Source organism: Microbacterium salitolerans (genome assembly GCF_019720895.1).
Lineage (GTDB): Bacteria > Actinomycetota > Actinomycetes > Actinomycetales > Microbacteriaceae > Microbacterium.
In genome coordinates, this window is the sequence record NZ_JAHKSH010000004.1 from 232,826 (window position 1) to 251,337 (window position 18,512).

Genomic DNA, 18,512 nt, shown 5'->3' on the forward strand with positions numbered 1-18,512 from the left:
AGGGTATGCCGCACATCCTGCTCGACGAGAAGCTCCTCGGCATGACCGCGTCCGAGCTCTCCTTCGCGCGGGTCCTCGTCGACGAGATCGTGGACTGCGAGCGTGAGATCGCGGCGCTGGAGGCCCGCAAGGCGATCGCGACGGCAGAGCTCGCGCGGATCGCGCAGGAGCAGGGCGAGCGAGCAGACAGTGTGCACGGGCCGGAATATGCGCGCCGGGCGATGGCCGCAGAGGTCGCCGCCGCGACGCACGTCCACCCGGCGTCGGCGCAGGCGTCCATGAGCGATGCCGAGAAGCTCGTCGAGGAGTTCCCGTCGACGCTCGAAGCGCTCGAGGCGGGGCAGATCTCGCGGCGGCATGCCGACGTCGTCGTCGAGGCCGGCCGCACCGTCGCCGGCGACGATCGGGCGACCTTCGACGCCGCGGCGGCCGAGCTGGCGCAGAACCGCACCCCCGGAGATGTGAAGCGTCTCGCGAAGGTGGTCGCCGAGCGCCTCACGCCGACGCCGCTCCTGGAGCGTCATCGACAGGCGCGCACGGAGAGGCGCGTGGTCGTGACCGACCGCGACGACGGGATGAGCGAGCTGTGGGCATGGCTGCCGACCCTCGAGGCGCGCGCCGTGAAGGAGCGACTCACCGAGATGGCGAAAGTCGTCACGCGCGATCGGACGCGGGCGCGCGCCGCACTGCGCGCGCAGAGGGGAGCGCGCGCCCCACACGGGGCGGCGGGCGACGACACGGCGGGCAACGAAGCGGCGGGCGGTGACGCGACGTGGAGCGATGCGACACGCAGTGATGCGGCGAATCCGCCGTCAGCTGACACGACCTCGGACGGTGCGTCCGCCGACGCTGTGTTCGCGACCGACGAGCGCACACGGGATCAGCTCCGCGCCGACCTCCTGGCGGATCTTCTTCTCACGTCGGCTCCGACCGGCCACGAGCTGCACGCCGCGGGGTCGTCCGCGACGCTCGGTGCGGTCCGGGCGACGGTGCAGGTGACGATTCCCGCGTCGACGATGATCGATGCGGAAAACGGAGCGGCGTGGATCGACGAGGGCGGCATCGTCTCTCCCGAGTCCGCCCGCACGCTCGCCGGCGACGCGGCCGGATGGGAACGACTGTTCGTGAGACCGAGCGGCGAGATCCTCGCGACCGATCGCTACCGCCCCACGGCCGCGCAGAGACGCCGACTGATCGGACGAGACGTGACATGCCGCTTCCCCGGATGCACCGTCGCCGCACGCAGAGCCGACATCGACCACACGCGCGACTTCGCCCGTGGAGGGCGCACCGAGGTGTCGAACCTCTCCGCCCTCTGCGAATCGCACCACGTCATGAAGCACCACTCGGGCTGGTCCGTGCGGCAGATCGATGGCGGCGTCCTCGAATGGACGAGCCCGACGGGCCGGGTCCACCGCGACGAGCCGCCGAGCACGGTGTTCTTCGAGGAACGGCCACGGGCAGAGGCGACGCGAGACGCCGCTGTCGGACGACGGGCGTCGGTCGAGCAAGCGCGACCCGGCGCCGAGCCGGAGGAGATCAGCACCGAGCAACAAGGTCCTGCCTTCGCCCAGACGAGGTCCGGCGCCGCGCGAGAGGCGCACGAGGTCCGGCAGGCGGCGCGCGTCGCCGACCGACGGACGAGGCTCACCGAACGAGCGCCGCTCGTCACCACGCGGGCGCTACGCGACTCCGAACGGGCGCCGCTCGACACCGAGCAGGCACTGCGCGACGCCGAACGAGCGTCGTTCGACACCGACCGGGCACGGCTCGACGCCGAACGCGACGCTTTCGCGGGCGCGTCGCCTGTGGTCGCCGACGAGCAGCCTCCGATCTATCTCGTCGACGACCTCCCCGCGCGACGGCGTCGCGACTTCGAGCTCGCCGATGCGTCGCTGGATCCCCACATGCATCTCGTCGCGTAGCGCGAGGCCGGCGCACCATTCGCGCGCCGGGCGAGCTCTGGCCCCGCGCCTCGCGCGCCGGGATGCCTTCGACCCCAGCCTCGCCGTCGGGCGCGGGGCATGAGCCCGCCCGCGCGGGCGCTCTCCGCCCGACGCCGTCACATCAACCGCGGAACCGCCCCGCTTAGAATCTTCGGGATGCCCCCCTCCCCCCGCCCCGCGCCTCCGGTGCATCGTCAGCGCCTCGATATCCAGGGGCTGCGGGCGATCGCCGTGCTGGCCGTGATCGCCGACCATGTCCTGCACTGGCCGAACGGCGGATTCGTCGGCGTCGATGTGTTCTTCGTGATCTCGGGGTTCCTCATCACGGGCCTGCTCCTGCGGGAGGTCGAGCGCACGGGGCGGATCTCGTTCGGACGGTTCTACGAGCGACGCGCGAAGCGGATCCTCCCCGCCGCCGTCATCGTGCTCGCCGCGACCGTCGTCAGCTCGTTCGTTCTGCTCGGCCGCGATGAGGCGAAGAGCGTCGGGGTGGATGCGATCTTCAGCGCCGTGTTCCTCGGCAACTGGCGCTTCGCGCAGCAGGGCGTCGACTACTTCGAGCAGGGCACTCCCCCGTCCCCGCTGCAGCACTTCTGGTCACTCGGCGTCGAGGAGCAGTTCTATCTCGTGTGGCCGTGGGTCATGCTGCTCATCGTCGTGCTCGTCGCCCGACGCGTCTCGGCCGGAGCCGGCGCCGCGACCGATGGCGCAGGTTCCGGGGAGGCGGCCTTCCTCCGCGCGAAGCGGCTCGCGCGCCTCGCCATCGTCCTCCTCACGGCCGCATCGTTCGCCTGGGCGCTGTACGAGACGACCGCGAACCCGGCGGTCGCCTACTTCTCGACGTTCTCTCGCGCGTGGGAGCTGGGCATCGGCGCGTTCCTCGCCTTCCTCCCCCGCATCGCATTCTCGCCGATCGTCCGCCGCGTGCTCGTGTGGGTCGGGCTCGTGGGCATCGCCTGCTCGCTCGTCGTCGTCTCGGGCGACTCACCCCTCTGGCCCGCCCCGCTCGCGCTGCTCCCCGTCGTGAGCACGGCGCTCGTGATCCTCTCCGGAACCGGCGATCTCGCCGCCTATCGTGAGCCCTGGATCCTGCGCAACCGCGTCGCGCACTACGTCGGAGACATCTCCTACAGCCTGTATCTCTGGCACTTCCCGATCGCGATCCTGCTTCTGACGCTCCTCCCGGTCGGCACGGGGCCGTACGTGGTGATCGCTCTCGGGGCGACCTTCATCCTGTCGTCGGCGAGCTACCACCTCGTCGAGAACCCGGCCCGCCGAGCCACGTGGTTCCAGTGGAGCGGCCGACGGATCCGGGGTCTCACACGCGCGTGGCTCCCCACGACAGCCGCGGTGGCCGTGATCGCGGTGGTCGGCGTCGCGGGCTTCGCCGCCGTGTCCCAGCTGCGCCCCGACCCCGCCGTCGCCGGGCCCGACGCGCAGACCGTTTCTCCCGCTGATCCGTCCGCCGAGCCGGCGGACGTCGACTGCTGGGGAGCGGGCTCCGCACTGCGCCCTGACGCCTGCGCCGGCGTCGACCTCGGAGCGCTGGCGCCCGCCCCCGAGACACTCACGGACGACACCGACGGCGCGTACGACTGCTACGCGACGACGGACGGCCCCCTGCAGACGTGCGCACTCGGCGCCGAGAACGCGCCGACCCGGGTCGCCCTCGTCGGAGACAGCCACGCCGCCGCCCTCATTCCCGCGCTCCGGCCCCAGCTCGACGCCCTCGGCTGGCGCCTCGACACCTTCGTCGGACGGGGCTGCGTCCTCATGGAGGTCCCCGACCAGGACACCGACTGCGACACCGCGCGCTCCGAGGTCAACGAGCTCCTTACATCGGGCGAGTACGACATCGTCATCACGACCTCGACACGGCAGTGGGAGATGCCGATCGAATCGCAGCGGTCGATTCTCGAGCGCATCCGCGACGCCGGCACGATCCCCGTCGTCGTGCGCGACAACCCCCTGCCGACCGAGGAGTCGATCGCGTGCACGACGCGGCTCGGCGCATCGGCCGACAGCGGGTGCGGCACCGAGGCCGACGTCGCGCTCGCGAACACCCACACGCTCGCCGATGCGGCCGACGAACTCGGAACGCCGGTCGTCGACTTCACCGACCTGTACTGCTCCGACGGATTCTGCCCCGGCATCATGGGGAACGTCCTCGTGTACCGGGATGCCGCAGGCCACATCACCGCGACGTGGGCGACGACCCTGAGCGCCCCGCTGGCGCGCGCGCTTCTCGAGGCGACGGGCACCCCATGACCGGACACGCCCTCTGCAGGACCCTGCCCACTCGGGTATCTTGATGTCGAGAGATTCATGTCTCTGACCGGCCCACCGAAGAACTCTGGAGCGCCCACTCAGCATGTCCAAGATCATCTACACGCACACCGACGAGGCGCCGCTTCTGGCGACCTACTCGCTGCTCCCACTCATCGAGGCGTACGCGAAGAAGGCCGGTGTCGAGTTCGAGACCCGCGACATCTCACTCGCAGGCCGCATCCTCGCCCAGTTCCCCGAGCGTCTGACCGAAGAGCAGCGCATCGGCGATGCTCTGGCTGAGCTCGGCGACCTCGCCAACGATCCGTCGGCGAACATCATCAAGCTCCCCAACATCTCGGCGTCGACCCCGCAGCTGAAGGCGGCGGTCGCCGAGCTGCAGGAGCTCGGGTTCGACGTGCCGAATGTCCCCGAGGATCCGCAGTCCGAGGACGAGAAGGACATCGCCGCCCGGTACGACAAGGTCAAGGGCTCGGCGGTCAACCCCGTTCTGCGCCAGGGCAACAGCGACCGTCGCGCCCCCGGCGCCGTGAAGGCGTACGCGAAGGCGCACCCGCACCGCATGGGCGACTGGGCGGCCGACTCGAAGACGCGCGTCGCGACCATGGGCGAGAACGACTTCTTCTCGAACGAGAAGTCGTACATCTCCCCCGCCGACGACACACTGCGCATCGAGCTCGTCGGGGAGGACGGATCCACGACCGTCCTCAAGGAGAAGCTCCCCGTCCTCGCGGGAGAGGTCATCGACGGCACCTTCATGAGCGCGAAGGCGCTCGACGCGTTCCTCGAGGGCGCGATCGCGGAGGCCAAGGACGACGGCGTGCTGTTCTCGGCGCACCTCAAGGCCACCATGATGAAGGTCAGCGACCCGATCATCTTCGGCCACGTCGTCAAGACGTTCTTCGCCCCGGTGTTCGAGAAGTACGGAGCCGACCTGGCCGCCGCCGGCCTGTCGGCGAACGACGGCCTCGGCGCGATCTACGCCGGCCTCGCGGCGCTCCCGAACGGTTCCGCGATCAAGGCGGCGTTCGACGAGCAGATCGCGGCCGGCCCCGAGCTCGCGATGGTCAACAGCGACAAGGGCATCACGGGCCTCCACGTGCCGAGCGACGTCATCATCGATGCGTCGATGCCCGCGATGATCCGCATCGGCGGACACATGTGGGGTCCCGACGGCGGCGAAGCCGACACGCTCGCCGTGATCCCCGACTCGTCGTACGCGGGCATCTACCAGGCGACGATCGAGGACTGCAAGCAGAACGGCAAGCTCGACCCGGCGACGATGGGCACCGTTCCGAACGTGGGCCTCATGGCGCAGAAGGCCGAGGAGTACGGCTCGCACGACAAGACGTTCGAGATCCCCCAGGCGGGCACCGTTCGTGTCGTCAACGGCGCGGGCGAGACGATCTTCGACCACGAGGTCGACGAGGGCGACATCTGGCGCGCCTGCCAGACGAAGGACGCCCCGATCCGCGACTGGGTGAAGCTCGCCGTCACGCGCGCCCGCCTCTCGGGCACCCCCGCCGTGTTCTGGCTGGATGCGAACCGCGCGCACGACGCGAACCTCATCCAGAAGATCGAGGAGTACCTGCCTGAGCACGACACCGAGGGCCTCGACCTGCACATCATGGCGCCGGCAGAGGCGACGCGATTCTCGCTGGCGCGCATCCGCCAGGGCCTCGACACCATCTCGGTCACGGGCAACGTGCTGCGCGACTACAACACCGACCTGTTCCCCATCCTCGAGGTGGGCACGTCGGCGAAGATGCTCTCGATCGTTCCGCTCATGGCAGGCGGCGGCCTCTTCGAGACCGGTGCCGGCGGATCCGCGCCGAAGCACGTGCAGCAGCTCCTCGAGGAGGACTACCTGCGCTGGGACTCGCTGGGTGAGTTCTTCGCGCTGGCCGCCTCGTTCGAGCACCTCGCGCAGACGACCGACAACGCCAAGGCGCAGGTGCTCGCCACCACGCTCGACGCCGCGACGGCCGCATTCCTCGAGAACGACCGCTCGCCGGGTCGCAAGCTCGGGACAATCGACAACCGCGGGTCGCACTTCTACCTGGGGCTGTACTGGGCGCAGAAGCTCGCCGAGCAGACCGACGACGCCGAGCTCGCGGCCGCGTTCGCTCCGCTCGCCGCGACGCTCGCCGAGAACGAGAAGACGATCGTCGACGAGCTGATCGCGGTGCAGGGCACGTCCGTCGAGGTCGGCGGCTACTACCGCCCCGACGACGCGAAGGCCGACGCCGTCATGCGCCCGTCGGCGACGCTGAACACCGCGATCTCGCAGTTCTGATCGCGTGAGAAGGGCCCCGGTCTCACGAGACCGGGGCCCTTCCGCATGCGTGCGCGGTGGTCAGCGCCAGGGCGTCCAGCCGTCGTCTCCGGCGAGGTAGGCGTCGCGCGTGCGGTCGGCGGCCTCCGCGTCCGACAGATGCGGACGGCCGTCCACCTCGCTGCCCGCGCCAATCGCGCCCGGCCCCGAGTTCGCGTACTCGTTCAGGTCATCCTCTCGCCAGGGCCACCCGCTCATATCCGACCATGCGGGAGTGCCGATGTGCGCCCCGAGCCAGGAATCGCGCACGAGCATCGACGGTGCGACGTTCGGATCGCTGCTCGGGTGCCACGGGCGCCCGAGGTACACGGAGCCGTCCGCCGCGTCCGACGTGAAGCGGCTGTTCACGAAGAGGAAGCCGTGGGATCCGGGAACCGTCGCGGGCGCGGCGACGTATCCGTTGTTCGTGTCCGACCCCCGATCGAGCGAGCGGATCTCGGAGTCCTCGACGACGAGGGTGCCGCCGCCGTAGATGAAGTCGACGTCCCCCTCGATGTACGAATCGGTCGCGTACACGCGAGAGATCTCGTCGCCTCCCGGACCGGCCAGGAATGTGTCCTGGTTGCCGAGCAGGCGCACACCGTCGAGCACGACGCGGTCGCCGACCGTGCGCAGCGCGAGCGCCTGGCTCGGCCCGTTCGCCTCCTCGTCGTAGGCGTTCTCGATCGTGATGTCCTGAAGCGTCACGTCATCGGCGAGAACCGACAGCGTCGGGGATCCCGTGTGTCCGAAGGTGTCGTCGCCGTAGAACTTCTTCTGCCCGGCCGCGAGGTCGTAGGTGATCACGACGTCCGCGGCGTCACCAGTCGCGCCGCGCAGCGTCACGTCATCGATGCCGGGCCAGATGCGCACCACCTCGCGATAGACGCCGGGCTCGATCTCGATGTCGACGGGGTGGTCGACACGCCAGGCGGCGCCGAGAGCGGCGCCGATGGACGCGAAGTCGCCGGATCCGTCGAGCGCGACCGTGACCGTGCGCGGGATGTTCTCCGGCGGGCCGACCGGACCCGCGTGGGTCTTCACCAGGTCCTCCACCTGGGTCGTCCCGTCGAGCGCGTAGTCGTAGAAGTCGCTCGCCTCGAACGTCGGGCCCGTGTTCTGCTTCAGGCCGCGGATGTCCGTGAACCGATTGCCGCGGGAGTGCACGCGCGACTCAGGGTCCTTCGCGACGATCGCATCCTCCCCGTGGGCGTAGGAGCTGTTCTCGACGAGCAGCTGCGAGGCGCCGCGCGACATCGTCCCGTACTGGCCGATTCCCTCGATGTGGTTGTTGTAGAGATGCCCGTACGCGACGTTGTCGATGCTCCCGTTGCGCTGATAGCTGTTCGAGATCAGGTTGTGGTGCATCGTCAGCGTCGTCACCACGTTGTCGGTCCAGCCCACGCCGACCGCCTTGTTGTGATCGCGGTAGGTGTTCCACGACAGCGTCAGCGCGGTCGAGTCCTTCCGCAGGTCGGTTTCGCCGTCGCCGATGCGTGTGAAGTCGTTGTGATCGATCCACACGTGGTCCGACGTGTCGACGCGGATCCCGTCGTTGTCGTTGTCGTCGAACTTGCCGTCCCAGTCCCCGGGAACGTACGAGTCGCGGAAGGTCAGGTTGCGCACGATCACGTTGCTCGCGTGGTCGATGAACAGGCCGCCGTCGACGATCGCGGCCTTCGCGCCGGATCCCGCGATCGTCTTGTCGTCGGCGACCGTGATCATGTCGCCGTCGCCGATCTCGATGTCGCCCTTGACGAGGATCGTGAGCGGCTCGTCGGACGCCGCGTGCTCGGCGAGCGCGTCCGCGTCGCGGACGACGACGAGGTCGCCGCCTGCTCCTCCGGTCGTTCCGTGCGGGAGCTCGTCGGTGGGAGTCGCCGCGAATCCCGTCGCGACGGGAGACCAGACCGGGCCGTCGGCCGTGGCGACGTCGGATGCGCCGATCCGGTCGAGGAGAGCGGCCCCCGCCTCGATGGGATCGTCCGGTGCCTCCGCGGCATGCGCGACGGGAGCGAGCAGCGTCATCGCGAGCACGGGCGCGGCGATCGCTGCGGCCGTTCTCGCGAGCGGTGCCGCTCGTCGAGTTGTGGAACGGGGAGACGTCATCGTGTCACCTTTCATCGAGGGTCGTGTGATTCTGCGCGCGGTCATCGGGGGTCGCCCGCGAGCTGGTCACCGAGGACGACGACGTCCGCGAACATCGTGTCGTCGGCGGAGTCGACGAGCGCGTAGGCGGGAACGTCGCCGGATCCGGAGAACGAGTTCTCCAGCGTGAGGTCGCTCAGCGTCACCCCGTCGGCGTGGACGGTCAGCGTCGGCGTATTGGCCCAGTCGTCGTCGGGCTTGTCGTACGTGATGACGACGTCAGCCGGGTCACCGGTCGCCCCGCGGATCGTCAGACCTTCCGCTCCCGGCCATACCGAGACGACCTCGCGGTACTCACCCGGCTCCACGACGATCTCGGCCAGGTGCTTCGCGCGGGAGGCCGCCCCCACCGCGGCATCGATCGACAGGAAGTCACCGCTCCCGTCCTGGGCGACGGTCACGCGCGTGCCGAGCTTCTCGTTCGACGACGTCTTCGTCGTGCCCGCATGCCTCGTGAGGAGGTCGACGACGTCCGCCACGGGATCGGCCGTGTAGGCGTAGAAATCCGATGCCTCGAAGGTCGACCCCGTGTCGGCGGGTGCGTCGCTCCAGACGTCCTGGAAGAGGTTGTCGCGCTGGTGCACGTGACCGCCGTCGTCGGCGATGAGCGGCTTGCGCGCGTGCTCGAACACGCTCGATTCGACGAGCACCTGCGCTCCGCCGCGCGCGTTGATCCCGTACGAGCTCACGCCCGACATCCAGTTGTTGTAGACGTGGCCCGCCGCGACGCTGTCGAGGCTCGCATTGCGCTGGTGCACGTTCGAGAAGCGATTGTGGTGCAGCGTGAGCGTCGTCACGACGTTGTCGGTCCAGCCGACGCCGAGCGTCTTGTTGTGGTCGTGGAAGAAGTTCCACGACGCCGTGACGGCGGTCGAGTCCTTGCGGATATCGAGCTGTCCGTCGCCGAGGCGCGCGAACTCGTTGTGGTCGATCCAGACGTGATCGGACGTGTCGATGCGGATTCCGTCGTTGTCGTTGTCGTCGGCTTTGCCGTCCCAGTCCCCCGACACGTACGAATCCCGGAACGTGAGATTGCGCACGATGACGTTCTCGACCTCGTCGAGGTAGAGCCCGCCGTCGACGATCTCTCCGCCCGAAGCGGCGCCCGCGATCGTCTTGTCGCTGGCGACCTCGATCATGTCGCCGTCGCCGATCCGGATCTCGCCCTTCACGAGGATCGTGAGGGGCCTCTCCTCCGCCGCGTGCGCGGCCAGCGACGCGGCGTCGCGGACGACGACGGTCGCTCCCCCGGCACCGCCCGTCGTCCCGTCGGGATGATCCGCGGTTGCCGTCCCGGCGAATCCGGTGGCATCGGGCGACCACACGGGACCGCCCGCCGACGTCGCGTCGGGAGCGCCCATGCGCTCGAGAAGCGTCTCGGCCGTCGTTCCGGGGGTCTCACCGGGCGGTGCCGCGGCGGCGGGGATCGTGGGCATCGCGAGCGCCGCGGCCGCGAGGACGGGGACGCACAGCGCGGCCGCGCGTCGATGTGCGGGGCGGGCGGATGGTCGTCGTGCCGTTCGGAAGGGCATGTCGCACCTCTCGTGAGGCCTCGGATCCGCGCGTGCGCAGCGGAGAAGGGTCCTCCGCTCGGCAGGCGCGCGCACCCCGACGTCGGTGTCAGGGAGAATCCGGATCCGTCGCAGTCTGCGGCCGGCGAGCCTCTGGAAACCGGTTCCTCGAAAAGTAGCCACCGGCAACAATCCTGTCAATGGCCACCACGCAAGTGCGTCTGCGTCGACGCGATGTGCCGCTAGGCTCGCGCACATGGCACTTCGATGGGGAATCCTCGCGACCGGCGGCATCGCGCACGCCTTCACCTCCGACCTCCGCACGGCCGGACTCGACGTCGCGGCGGTGGGCTCGCGCACGCAGGCGTCTGCCGACGCCTTCGCGGCTCAGTTCGACATCCCGCACGCGCACGGTTCCTACGAGGATCTGGTCGCGGATCCATCCGTCGACATCATCTACGTCGCGACGCCGCACCCGCAGCACCGTCACGCGGCGGGCCTCGCGCTCGAAGCGGGCAAGCACGTGCTCGTCGAGAAGGCGTTCACGGTGACCCGTCGCGAGGCCGAGGAGCTGCGCGCGATCGCCGCCGCCCGCGGACTCCTCGCGATGGAGGCGATGTGGACGCGCTACCTGCCGCACATGCGCCGGATCCGCGAGATCCTCGACGCGGGAACGCTCGGCGAGGTGCGCGCGGTGTTCGCCGATCACATGCAGGCGCTCCCCACCGACCCGCTGCACCGTCTCAATGCGCTCGATCTCGGAGGCGGGGCGCTCCTCGACCTCGGCATCTACCCCGTGTCGTTCGTGTGGGATGTGCTCGGCGCACCCGCCACGATCCAGGCGACCGCGCGACTCGGTGAGACCGGAGCCGACACGGAGATCGCGACGCTCATGACCCACGCGTCCGGCGCCGTCTCCACGACGTTGTCCTCGTCGCGCGGCGCGGGCCCCAACACCGCGCACATCGTCGGCTCCGACGCGCGGATCGACATCGAGCGCGTCTGGTTCGCGCAGGCATCGTTCACGGTCACCGCGCGCGACGGAACCGTCATCGAGCGCTACGAGGAGCGCGCCGACGGACGCGGCATGTTCTTCCAGGCGCTCGCGGCGGAGCGGGTCGTCGCGAACGGGGAGGGCGCTCCTGCCGAGCTGCCGATCGACGAGACGGTCGAGATCATGGGCGCTCTCGACGAGATGCGCCGACAGATCGGACTCGCCTATCCCGGCGAGCAGTGAGGCGCCCGGCGTAGTGTCGGAGGCATGACCCAGACCCATGACGACGGCCGTGTCGCCGTCTACCTCGACTTCGACAACATCGTCATGAGCTGGTACGACCGTGTCCACGGTCGCAACTCGTACAATCGCGACCGCGCGCGCATCGCGGAGAATCCGACGGAGCCGGAGATCGCCGAGAAGCTCGCGGCCGCGACCGTCGACGTCGGAGCGATCATCGACTTCGCCGCGAGCTACGGAACCCTGGTGCTCACTCGCGCCTACGCCGACTGGTCGTCGCCCGTGAACGCGATCTACCGCCGCCAGCTCGTCGCGCGCGCCGTCGATCTCGTCCAGCTGTTCCCCGCCGCCGCATACGCGAAGAACGGCGCCGACATCCGCCTCGCCGTCGACACGGTCGAAGACATGTTCCGGCTCCCCGACCTCACGCACGTCGCGATCGTGGCGGGCGACAGCGACTACGTGCCGCTCGCGCAGCGCTGCAAGCGGCTCGGTCGCTACGTGATCGGCGTCGGCGTCGCGGGCTCGACCGCGAAGTCCCTCGCGGCGGCCTGCGACGCATTCGAGCCGTACGACACGCTCCCCGGCGTCCCCGAGCTGCCGAAGGCGCAGAAGCAGGAGCAGAAGCGGCGCGAGCAGCCGAAGTCCGAGGAGCCGGCCGAGGAGAAGGCCGAGGAGAAGCCCGACGACAAGCCCGAGCAGAAGCCGACGCGCCGACGCCGCGCACAGAAGCCCGCGGAATCGCCGGCTCCCGCGGAGGCGCCCGAGCCGGCGCATGACGACACGGTGATCGCGTTCGATCAGGCGCCGCCCGAGGACCTGCACGCCGTCGCCACGAACCTCCTCGAGCGCGCGCTGCGCGTCGGGCAGGACAAGGGCGACGATCAGGGCTTCCGCTACGCGTCCGCCGTGAAGCAGCACATCCGCCGCATGGATCCGTCCTTCAGCGAGAAGGCGCTGGGATACCGCTCGTTCAATGACTTCCTCACCTCGCGCGACACACTCGCGGAGGTGCAGGAGGACGGGCACGAGCGACTCGTGCGCCTGAAGCAGTAGCTCCCGCCCCGCCGTCGCGGTCGTCGACAGCGGGGAATCGGTTTCTCTCCCACCTTGCCGCTCCTCAGCTCCGCTGTTACGATCCTCGGAAACCGGTTACTCGGAATCCCATCCGAGGACCTCCGACTCGAAGACGAGCAGCAGGAAGGCATGCCGATGACGGTATCCACTGATCCGATGGGATCCATCGCGTGAGCGCCCCCGTCGCTGCACGGCTCGAGGCGACCAGCCTCGACGACACGTCGACGATCGGGCCGACGGGGCCGACAGGGCCGCGACGACGTCGCATGCCGGCCATCTGGCGTCATAAGGCGCTCTATCTCATGGCGATCCCGGGCATCGCATACTTCCTCATCTTCAAGTACCTCCCCATGGGAGGCCTCATCATCGCCTTCCAGGACTTCTCCCCCTTCCTCGGGATCTTCGGAAGTCCCTGGGTCGGTTTCGAGCACTTCATCCGGTTCTTCACGACCGACACGTTCATGATGCTGCTCAGCAACACGGTGATCATCTCGCTGCTCCTGCTGCTCTTCGCGTTCCCGATGCCGATCATCCTCGCGCTCCTCCTCAACGAGGTTCGCACGCGCGTCTTCCAGCGGTCGATCCAGACGGTCATCTACCTGCCGCACTTCATGTCGTGGGTCATCGTCGTGTCGCTGTTCTACGTGCTCTTCACGACCGATGGCGGCAGCATCAACAACCTCATCGTGTCGCTCGGCGGCGAGCCCGTGGCGTTCCTGACGGATCCCGACTGGCTCCGCCCCATGTACGTCATCCAGGAGGTCTGGAAGACGGCCGGCTGGGGAACGATCGTGTACCTCGCGGCGATGACGGCAGTCGATCTCCAGCTCTACGAAGCGGCCGAGATCGACGGCGCGGGCCGCTGGCGTCAGACCTGGCACATCACACTTCCGGCGATCCGCCCGACGATCATCGTGATGTTCATCCTCGCCATCGGCGACTTCCTCGAACTCGGATTCGAGCACATGTTCCTCGTCCTCAACTCGCTCAACCGCGAGGTCGGCGAGATCTTCGACACGTACGTCTACACGACCGGGATCCAGAACGGCCAGCTGAGCTACGCGGCGGCGGTCGGGCTGTTCAAGGGCCTCGTCGGCCTGCTCCTCGTGGTGATGGCGAACAGGATGGCGAAGCGCTTCGGCGAGGAGGGCGTGTACTGATGTTCTCCTACGAGGGGTTCATGCGGATCAACGCGTTTCTCGCCGCCGGGTACCGCATCCTCTACCTCAACGTGCTGTGGACGGCGACGACGATCCTGGGCCTCATCGTGTTCGGGTTCGGCCCCGCTTCCTACGCGGTCGCGTCCTACATCGACGGCTGGTTCCGCCGCGGGGACACACCGCCCGTGACCCGCGCGTTCTTCGCGGCCGTGCGCGCCGACTTCTGGCGTTCCAGCGTGATGGGATGGCTCGTGCTCGGCGCGGGCGCGATCATCGTGACGAACATCTTCTCGGCGACCGTGTGGGCCATCCAGTTCGTCAACGTCGTCGCACTGTTCGCACTCGTCGTGGCCGGCGCCTACGCGTTCCCCGTCGCAGCCGCGACGGACATCACCGCGATCCACCGGCGATTCGGCGCCGCGCTCCTGATCGGCTTCGGATCCCTCCACTGGACCATCATCGCGACGGCCGCCACAGCGGGAGCCGTCTGGCTCCTCTGGCACGTCGCGCTGCCCCTCCTGGTGCTGTTCGGCATCGGCATCCCCGCAACGGCCATCGGCCTCATCACACGCGGCGTCTTCCGGAGACTCGCCGCCGCTCCGTCAGAAGTTCCTGTCCCCCACCTCACATCCGCGAGAGGAATCACAGAATGAAGATCCACCGCAGGTTCGGAATCAGCGTTGCTTCCGCAGCGGTCGCCGCCGTCGCCCTGACAGGGTGCGGCGCAAGCAGCGGGGCCTCCAGCGGCCCCCTCGAGACCATCAGCTGGATGGCGATGCTCCACACCCCGACCACGCCCGATCCCGGAGGGCCCGTCGAGACCGCCCTGGAGGACCACACGGGCGCCGACGTCGAGTTCCAGTGGGTGCCGGACGCATCCAAGGACGAGAAGATCAACTCGGCACTCGCCTCCGACACGCTCGCGCACATCGTCTCGCTGACGGAATCCGACAGCTCGACCGTGCGCAATGCGCTCACGTCCGGCCAGTTCTGGGACGTCGAGGAGTACCTCGCCGACTACCCGAATCTCGCCGAGATCGATCCCCAGACGCTGGAGGCCGCCCGCATCGACGGCGAGCTCTTCGGCGTTCCGTTCCAGAAGGTCAAGGCGCGCTACGGCGTGCTCGTGCGGCAGGACTGGCTCGACAACCTCGGCCTCGAGACGCCGCACACGACGGAGGAGCTGGCAGACGTCGCGCGCGCCTTCGCGACGGAGGATCCGGACGGCAACGGCGAGGACGACACGACGGGGTTCTACGACCGCCTCGAGAGCTTCGACCTCGGATTCCGCTCCCTCAGCGGCTACTTCGGGGCCGGCGACGTGTTCGAGCTCAACGAGGACGACGAGGTCGTCGCCAGCTTCACGACCGACGCCTTCACGGAGGCCATGGAGTGGTACCGCGGCCTGTACGAGGACGGTGCGGTCAACAACGAGTTCGTGACGGTCCAGAAGCAGAACCAGTACGACGGCATCGCCCAGGGCAAGGGCGGAATCGTCGTCACAGGGCTTTTCGAGGCGAAGAACTTCCAGGCGCTCTCCGAGAGCGCCGACCCCGACACGTCCATGTCGTGGGCGCTCGTCAACGACATGACCCACGAGGACGTGCCGCGTCGCGTCCTGTCGGATACGAACGGCGGATTCGGCGGCTGGCTCGCCATCCCGAAGTCGAAGGTGCCGAGCGAGGAGGATCTGCGGACCGTGCTCGACTTCATCGACAAGCTGATGGACGAAGAGGCCTTCGCCGCGATGACGAACGGGATCGAGGGCACGCACTACGAGCTCGACGCCGAGGGCGTCGTGACGATCCTCGACCAGCCGCTGTGGGAGCAGGAGGTGCAGCCCTATGCCTCCTCGCGCCCGTCCGAGAAGGTCGTCACCTACAGCAGCACGACGGAGTACGTCGACGAGGGCAACCAGAAGATGGAGGAGAACGAGGAGTACGCCGTGACGAACGTCGCCCAGTCCCTCACTTCCGAGGCCTACAACGCCCGCTGGACGGAGGTCGAGCAGACGGCCCGTGACGCGTACAACAAGTACATCGTCGGACAGATCGAGATGGACGAGTACCAGTCGATCATCGACGAGCTCGAGGACGGCGAGCTGGGCACCATCACCGACGAATTCACTGCGGCGTACGCCGAAGTCAACGGCTGACCGGGCGATGAGGGAGCGACAGGTGCAGAGCGCGACAGCGACATCGACGCCGCGAGATGAGCTCGAGACCGAGCGCATCCAGACGGCGATCGACCGGGCGGCGGACGCCGGCGGAGGGGTCGTCATGATTCCCCCCGGGGTCCACCGCACGGGCGCTCTGCGCCTGCGCTCCCGCATCGAGCTGCGGATCGAGCAGGGGGCGACGCTGCAGTTCGTCAGCGACCCCTCGCTCTATCCGCCCGTCGAGGCGAGCTGGGAAGGCGCCCCGACGACGATCCACTCGCCGTGCCTCTGGGCCCACGGGGAGACCGACGTCTCGATCACCGGTCTCGGCACGATCGACGGCGGCGGCGAGACCTGGTGGCGCACGTTCCGCGAGGACCGCGAGGCCCTCGCGTTCCCGCGTCCGACCCTCGTCGGACTGCACGAGTCGCGCCGGATCACGCTCGACGGCGTGACCCTGCGCAACTCGCCCAGCTGGACCGTGCATCCCCTCCTCTGCGACGACGTGCGCGTGTCGAACGTCCGCATCGTGAATCCGCCCGACTCGCCGAACACCGACGGCATCGACCCCGAGTCGAGCCGCAACGTGCGCATCACGGGGTGTCATATCGATGTCGGCGACGACTGCATCGCGATCAAGGCCGGGACCGAGGCCGCCGACGGACCCGGCGCGTGCGAGAACATCGTGATCGCGAACTGCACGATGCTGCGCGGACACGGCGCCGTCGTGATCGGCAGCGAGATGTCGGGCGGCGTGCGCGGCGTCGTCATCTCGAGCTGCATCTTCGAGGGAACCGACCGCGGGATCCGCGTCAAGACGCGGCGCGGACGCGGCGGCGTCGTCGAAGACGTCCAGGTGGCGAACGTCATCATGCGCGACGTCGCCTGCCCGATCGTGATCAACCCCTTCTACTTCTGCGGCCCCGAGGGCCAGCTTCCCCGCGTCTCCGATCGCTCCGCGCTTCCCGTCGACGGCTCTACGCCGATGATCCGGCGGATCCGCCTCGCTCAGGTCTCGGCGACAGATGTGTCGGCCTGCGCGGGGTTCCTGTCCGGCCTGCCCGAGGCGCCCCTCGAGCACGTCACGCTCGAGGACGTCTCGATCGTCTTCGCGGACGACCCGGTCCCCTCGGTCCCTGCGATGGCCGAGGGCGTTCCGGCGATGGCATCCGAGGGGTTCCACGTCGCCTTCGCCCGCGACGTCCGCCTGACCCGCGTCACCGTGACCGGTGCGACGACGGATCCCGTGGTCCCCGGTGCCGACGCGGCCCTCCGGCTCGATGAGGTGACGTCCCATGACCGCTGACATCGCACCGCACCGCGCTCCTCGCGCGAAGAGCTTCCGCCGGCTCCCCGAGATGTGGCTCGCGGGAATCGGCGTGGGTCTGGCCGCCGTGCTCCAGGGGGGCGTGACGCTCGCGATCAACTCGTCGACCCGCGCCGAGTTCGACGAGGTGATCGCACCGGCGCTGTCCGCGGCCGGCATCGACTTCGCGTCGACCGACGACGCCTACGAGGCGGCTCGCACCCTTGCCGCGTGGTTCGGGTTCTCGCTTCTCCTCATGATCGGCCTCGCCGCCGTCGGCTTCTTCCTGGCATCGCGGCGGCCGCGCCGCAGGTCGACCGGCTGGTGGTTCCTGGGCGCCGCGCTCGTCTGCCTCGTCGGGACGCAGCTGCTGCTGTATCCCGTGGCGTTCTTCCTCTTCCTCGCGGCTGCGCTGTTCGCCGTCCGCTCCACGCGACAAGGACCCTCGACATGACCGACGTCAACTCCGCTACGATCCCGATCAAGGTTCGCGTCGCGGGCCGGAAGAAGCGGACGGGGCGCCGCACGTTCGCGATCATCAACGCGATCGTCCTGACCGCGTTCGCGCTCGCGTGCGTGCTGCCGTTCGTCCACGTGCTCGCCGCGTCGCTCGCGTCGCCGGGCGAGATCGCGACCACGCCCTTCCTGCTCATCCCGCGCGAGATCACATTCGACGCGTATCGATACATCTTCTCGACGCCGACGATCTTCCGCGCCATGGGCGTCTCGATGTTCGTGACGGTGGTCGGCACGTTCGTGAGTCTCGTGCTCACGGCGTTCATGGCCTACGCGCTCTCGAAGAAGCACCTGACGGGGCGTCGGGTGATCAACTTCCTCGTCGTGTTCACGATGCTCTTCAGCGGCGGGATGATCCCCACCTTTCTCGTCGTCAAGAGCTTCGGACTCATCGACTCGCTGTGGTCGCTCATCATTCCCGTGGCCATCAACGCGTTCAACTTCGTCATCATGCGCAGCTTCTTCCAGGGGATCCCCGAGAGCCTCGAAGAGGCGGCGCGCATCGACGGCTGCTCCGAGTTCGGCGTGTTCCTGCGCATCGTGCTGCCGCTGTCGCTCGCCTCGATCGCGACGATCGGCCTGTTCTACGCGGTCTTCTACTGGAACACGTACCAGCACGCGATCCTCTACATCAACGACTCCAACAAGTGGCCGATCCAGGTGCTCCTCCGGCAGATCGTCATCGTCGCGAGCGGGATGAACGCGAATGAGACCGCCGTCGACGTGATGCCGCCCGCGCAGTCCGTGAAGATGGCCGTGATCTTCGTCGCGACCCTGCCGATGCTGATCGTCTACCCGTTCATCCAGCGGTTCTTCGTCAAGGGCGCGCTCATCGGATCCGTCAAGGGCTGAGAGC

General features: G+C 68.7%; 13 protein-coding genes. 11 read left to right on the top strand and 2 right to left on the bottom strand.

Annotation, left to right across the window (positions count from 1 at the left end; genetic code table 11):
- Positions 1-5: 5 nt before the first annotated feature.
- The 3 genes from KOL93_RS10650 to KOL93_RS10660 all read left to right on the top strand — a co-directional run bounded on the left by KOL93_RS10650 (position 6) and on the right by KOL93_RS10660 (position 6,528).
- Complete coding sequence (locus tag KOL93_RS10650) at positions 6-1,925, top strand: HNH endonuclease signature motif containing protein (protein ID WP_221585333.1); 1,920 nt, start codon at positions 6-8, stop codon at positions 1,923-1,925.
- 177 nt (positions 1,926-2,102) lie between these two features.
- Positions 2,103-4,214: an acyltransferase family protein gene (locus tag KOL93_RS10655; protein ID WP_221585334.1), complete on the top strand. Its 2,112-nt coding sequence runs from the start codon at positions 2,103-2,105 to the stop codon at positions 4,212-4,214.
- A gap of 103 nt (positions 4,215-4,317) precedes the next feature.
- Positions 4,318-6,528, top strand: coding sequence for an NADP-dependent isocitrate dehydrogenase (locus KOL93_RS10660; protein WP_221585335.1), 2,211 nt, complete (start codon positions 4,318-4,320; stop codon positions 6,526-6,528).
- Between the two features lie 60 nt (positions 6,529-6,588).
- Here the strand turns inward: KOL93_RS10660 and KOL93_RS10665 are convergent, their stop codons facing one another.
- Both KOL93_RS10665 and KOL93_RS10670 read right to left on the bottom strand, forming a co-directional pair.
- Positions 6,589-8,655, bottom strand: a complete 2,067-nt coding sequence (locus tag KOL93_RS10665) for a pectinesterase family protein (RefSeq protein WP_221585336.1) — start codon at positions 8,653-8,655, stop codon at positions 6,589-6,591.
- Between the two features lie 41 nt (positions 8,656-8,696).
- Positions 8,697-10,226: a pectinesterase family protein gene (locus KOL93_RS10670; RefSeq protein WP_221585337.1), complete on the bottom strand. Its 1,530-nt coding sequence runs from the start codon at positions 10,224-10,226 to the stop codon at positions 8,697-8,699.
- A 235-nt stretch (positions 10,227-10,461) separates the two neighbouring features.
- Here KOL93_RS10670 and KOL93_RS10675 point away from each other — a divergent pair, with 235 nt between their 5' ends.
- The 8 genes from KOL93_RS10675 (at position 10,462) to KOL93_RS10710 (ending at position 18,508) form a co-directional block, all read left to right on the top strand.
- Positions 10,462-11,442, top strand: a complete 981-nt coding sequence (locus tag KOL93_RS10675) for a Gfo/Idh/MocA family protein (RefSeq protein ID WP_221585338.1) — start codon at positions 10,462-10,464, stop codon at positions 11,440-11,442.
- 24 nt (positions 11,443-11,466) lie between these two features.
- Positions 11,467-12,495: an NYN domain-containing protein gene (locus tag KOL93_RS10680; protein ID WP_221585339.1), complete on the top strand. Its 1,029-nt coding sequence runs from the start codon at positions 11,467-11,469 to the stop codon at positions 12,493-12,495.
- 191 nt (positions 12,496-12,686) lie between these two features.
- Complete coding sequence (locus KOL93_RS10685) at positions 12,687-13,676, top strand: ABC transporter permease (protein WP_308291617.1); 990 nt, start codon at positions 12,687-12,689, stop codon at positions 13,674-13,676.
- Positions 13,676-14,329: a YesL family protein gene (locus KOL93_RS10690; protein WP_221585340.1), complete on the top strand. Its 654-nt coding sequence runs from the start codon at positions 13,676-13,678 to the stop codon at positions 14,327-14,329. Before KOL93_RS10685 ends, KOL93_RS10690 begins: the two co-directional genes overlap by 1 nt.
- Positions 14,330-14,445: 116 nt before the next feature.
- Positions 14,446-15,831, top strand: coding sequence for an extracellular solute-binding protein (locus KOL93_RS10695; protein WP_221585341.1), 1,386 nt, complete (start codon positions 14,446-14,448; stop codon positions 15,829-15,831).
- A gap of 22 nt (positions 15,832-15,853) precedes the next feature.
- Complete coding sequence (locus KOL93_RS10700; RefSeq protein WP_308291618.1) at positions 15,854-17,140, top strand: glycoside hydrolase family 28 protein; 1,287 nt, start codon at positions 15,854-15,856, stop codon at positions 17,138-17,140.
- Positions 17,130-17,594 (top strand): hypothetical protein, encoded by a 465-nt coding sequence (locus KOL93_RS10705; RefSeq protein WP_221585343.1) that lies wholly within the window; start codon positions 17,130-17,132, stop codon positions 17,592-17,594. Before KOL93_RS10700 ends, KOL93_RS10705 begins: the two co-directional genes overlap by 11 nt.
- Complete coding sequence (locus KOL93_RS10710; protein WP_221585344.1) at positions 17,591-18,508, top strand: carbohydrate ABC transporter permease; 918 nt, start codon at positions 17,591-17,593, stop codon at positions 18,506-18,508. The genes KOL93_RS10705 and KOL93_RS10710 overlap by 4 nt, the downstream gene beginning before the upstream one ends.
- Positions 18,509-18,512: the final 4 nt, after the last annotated feature.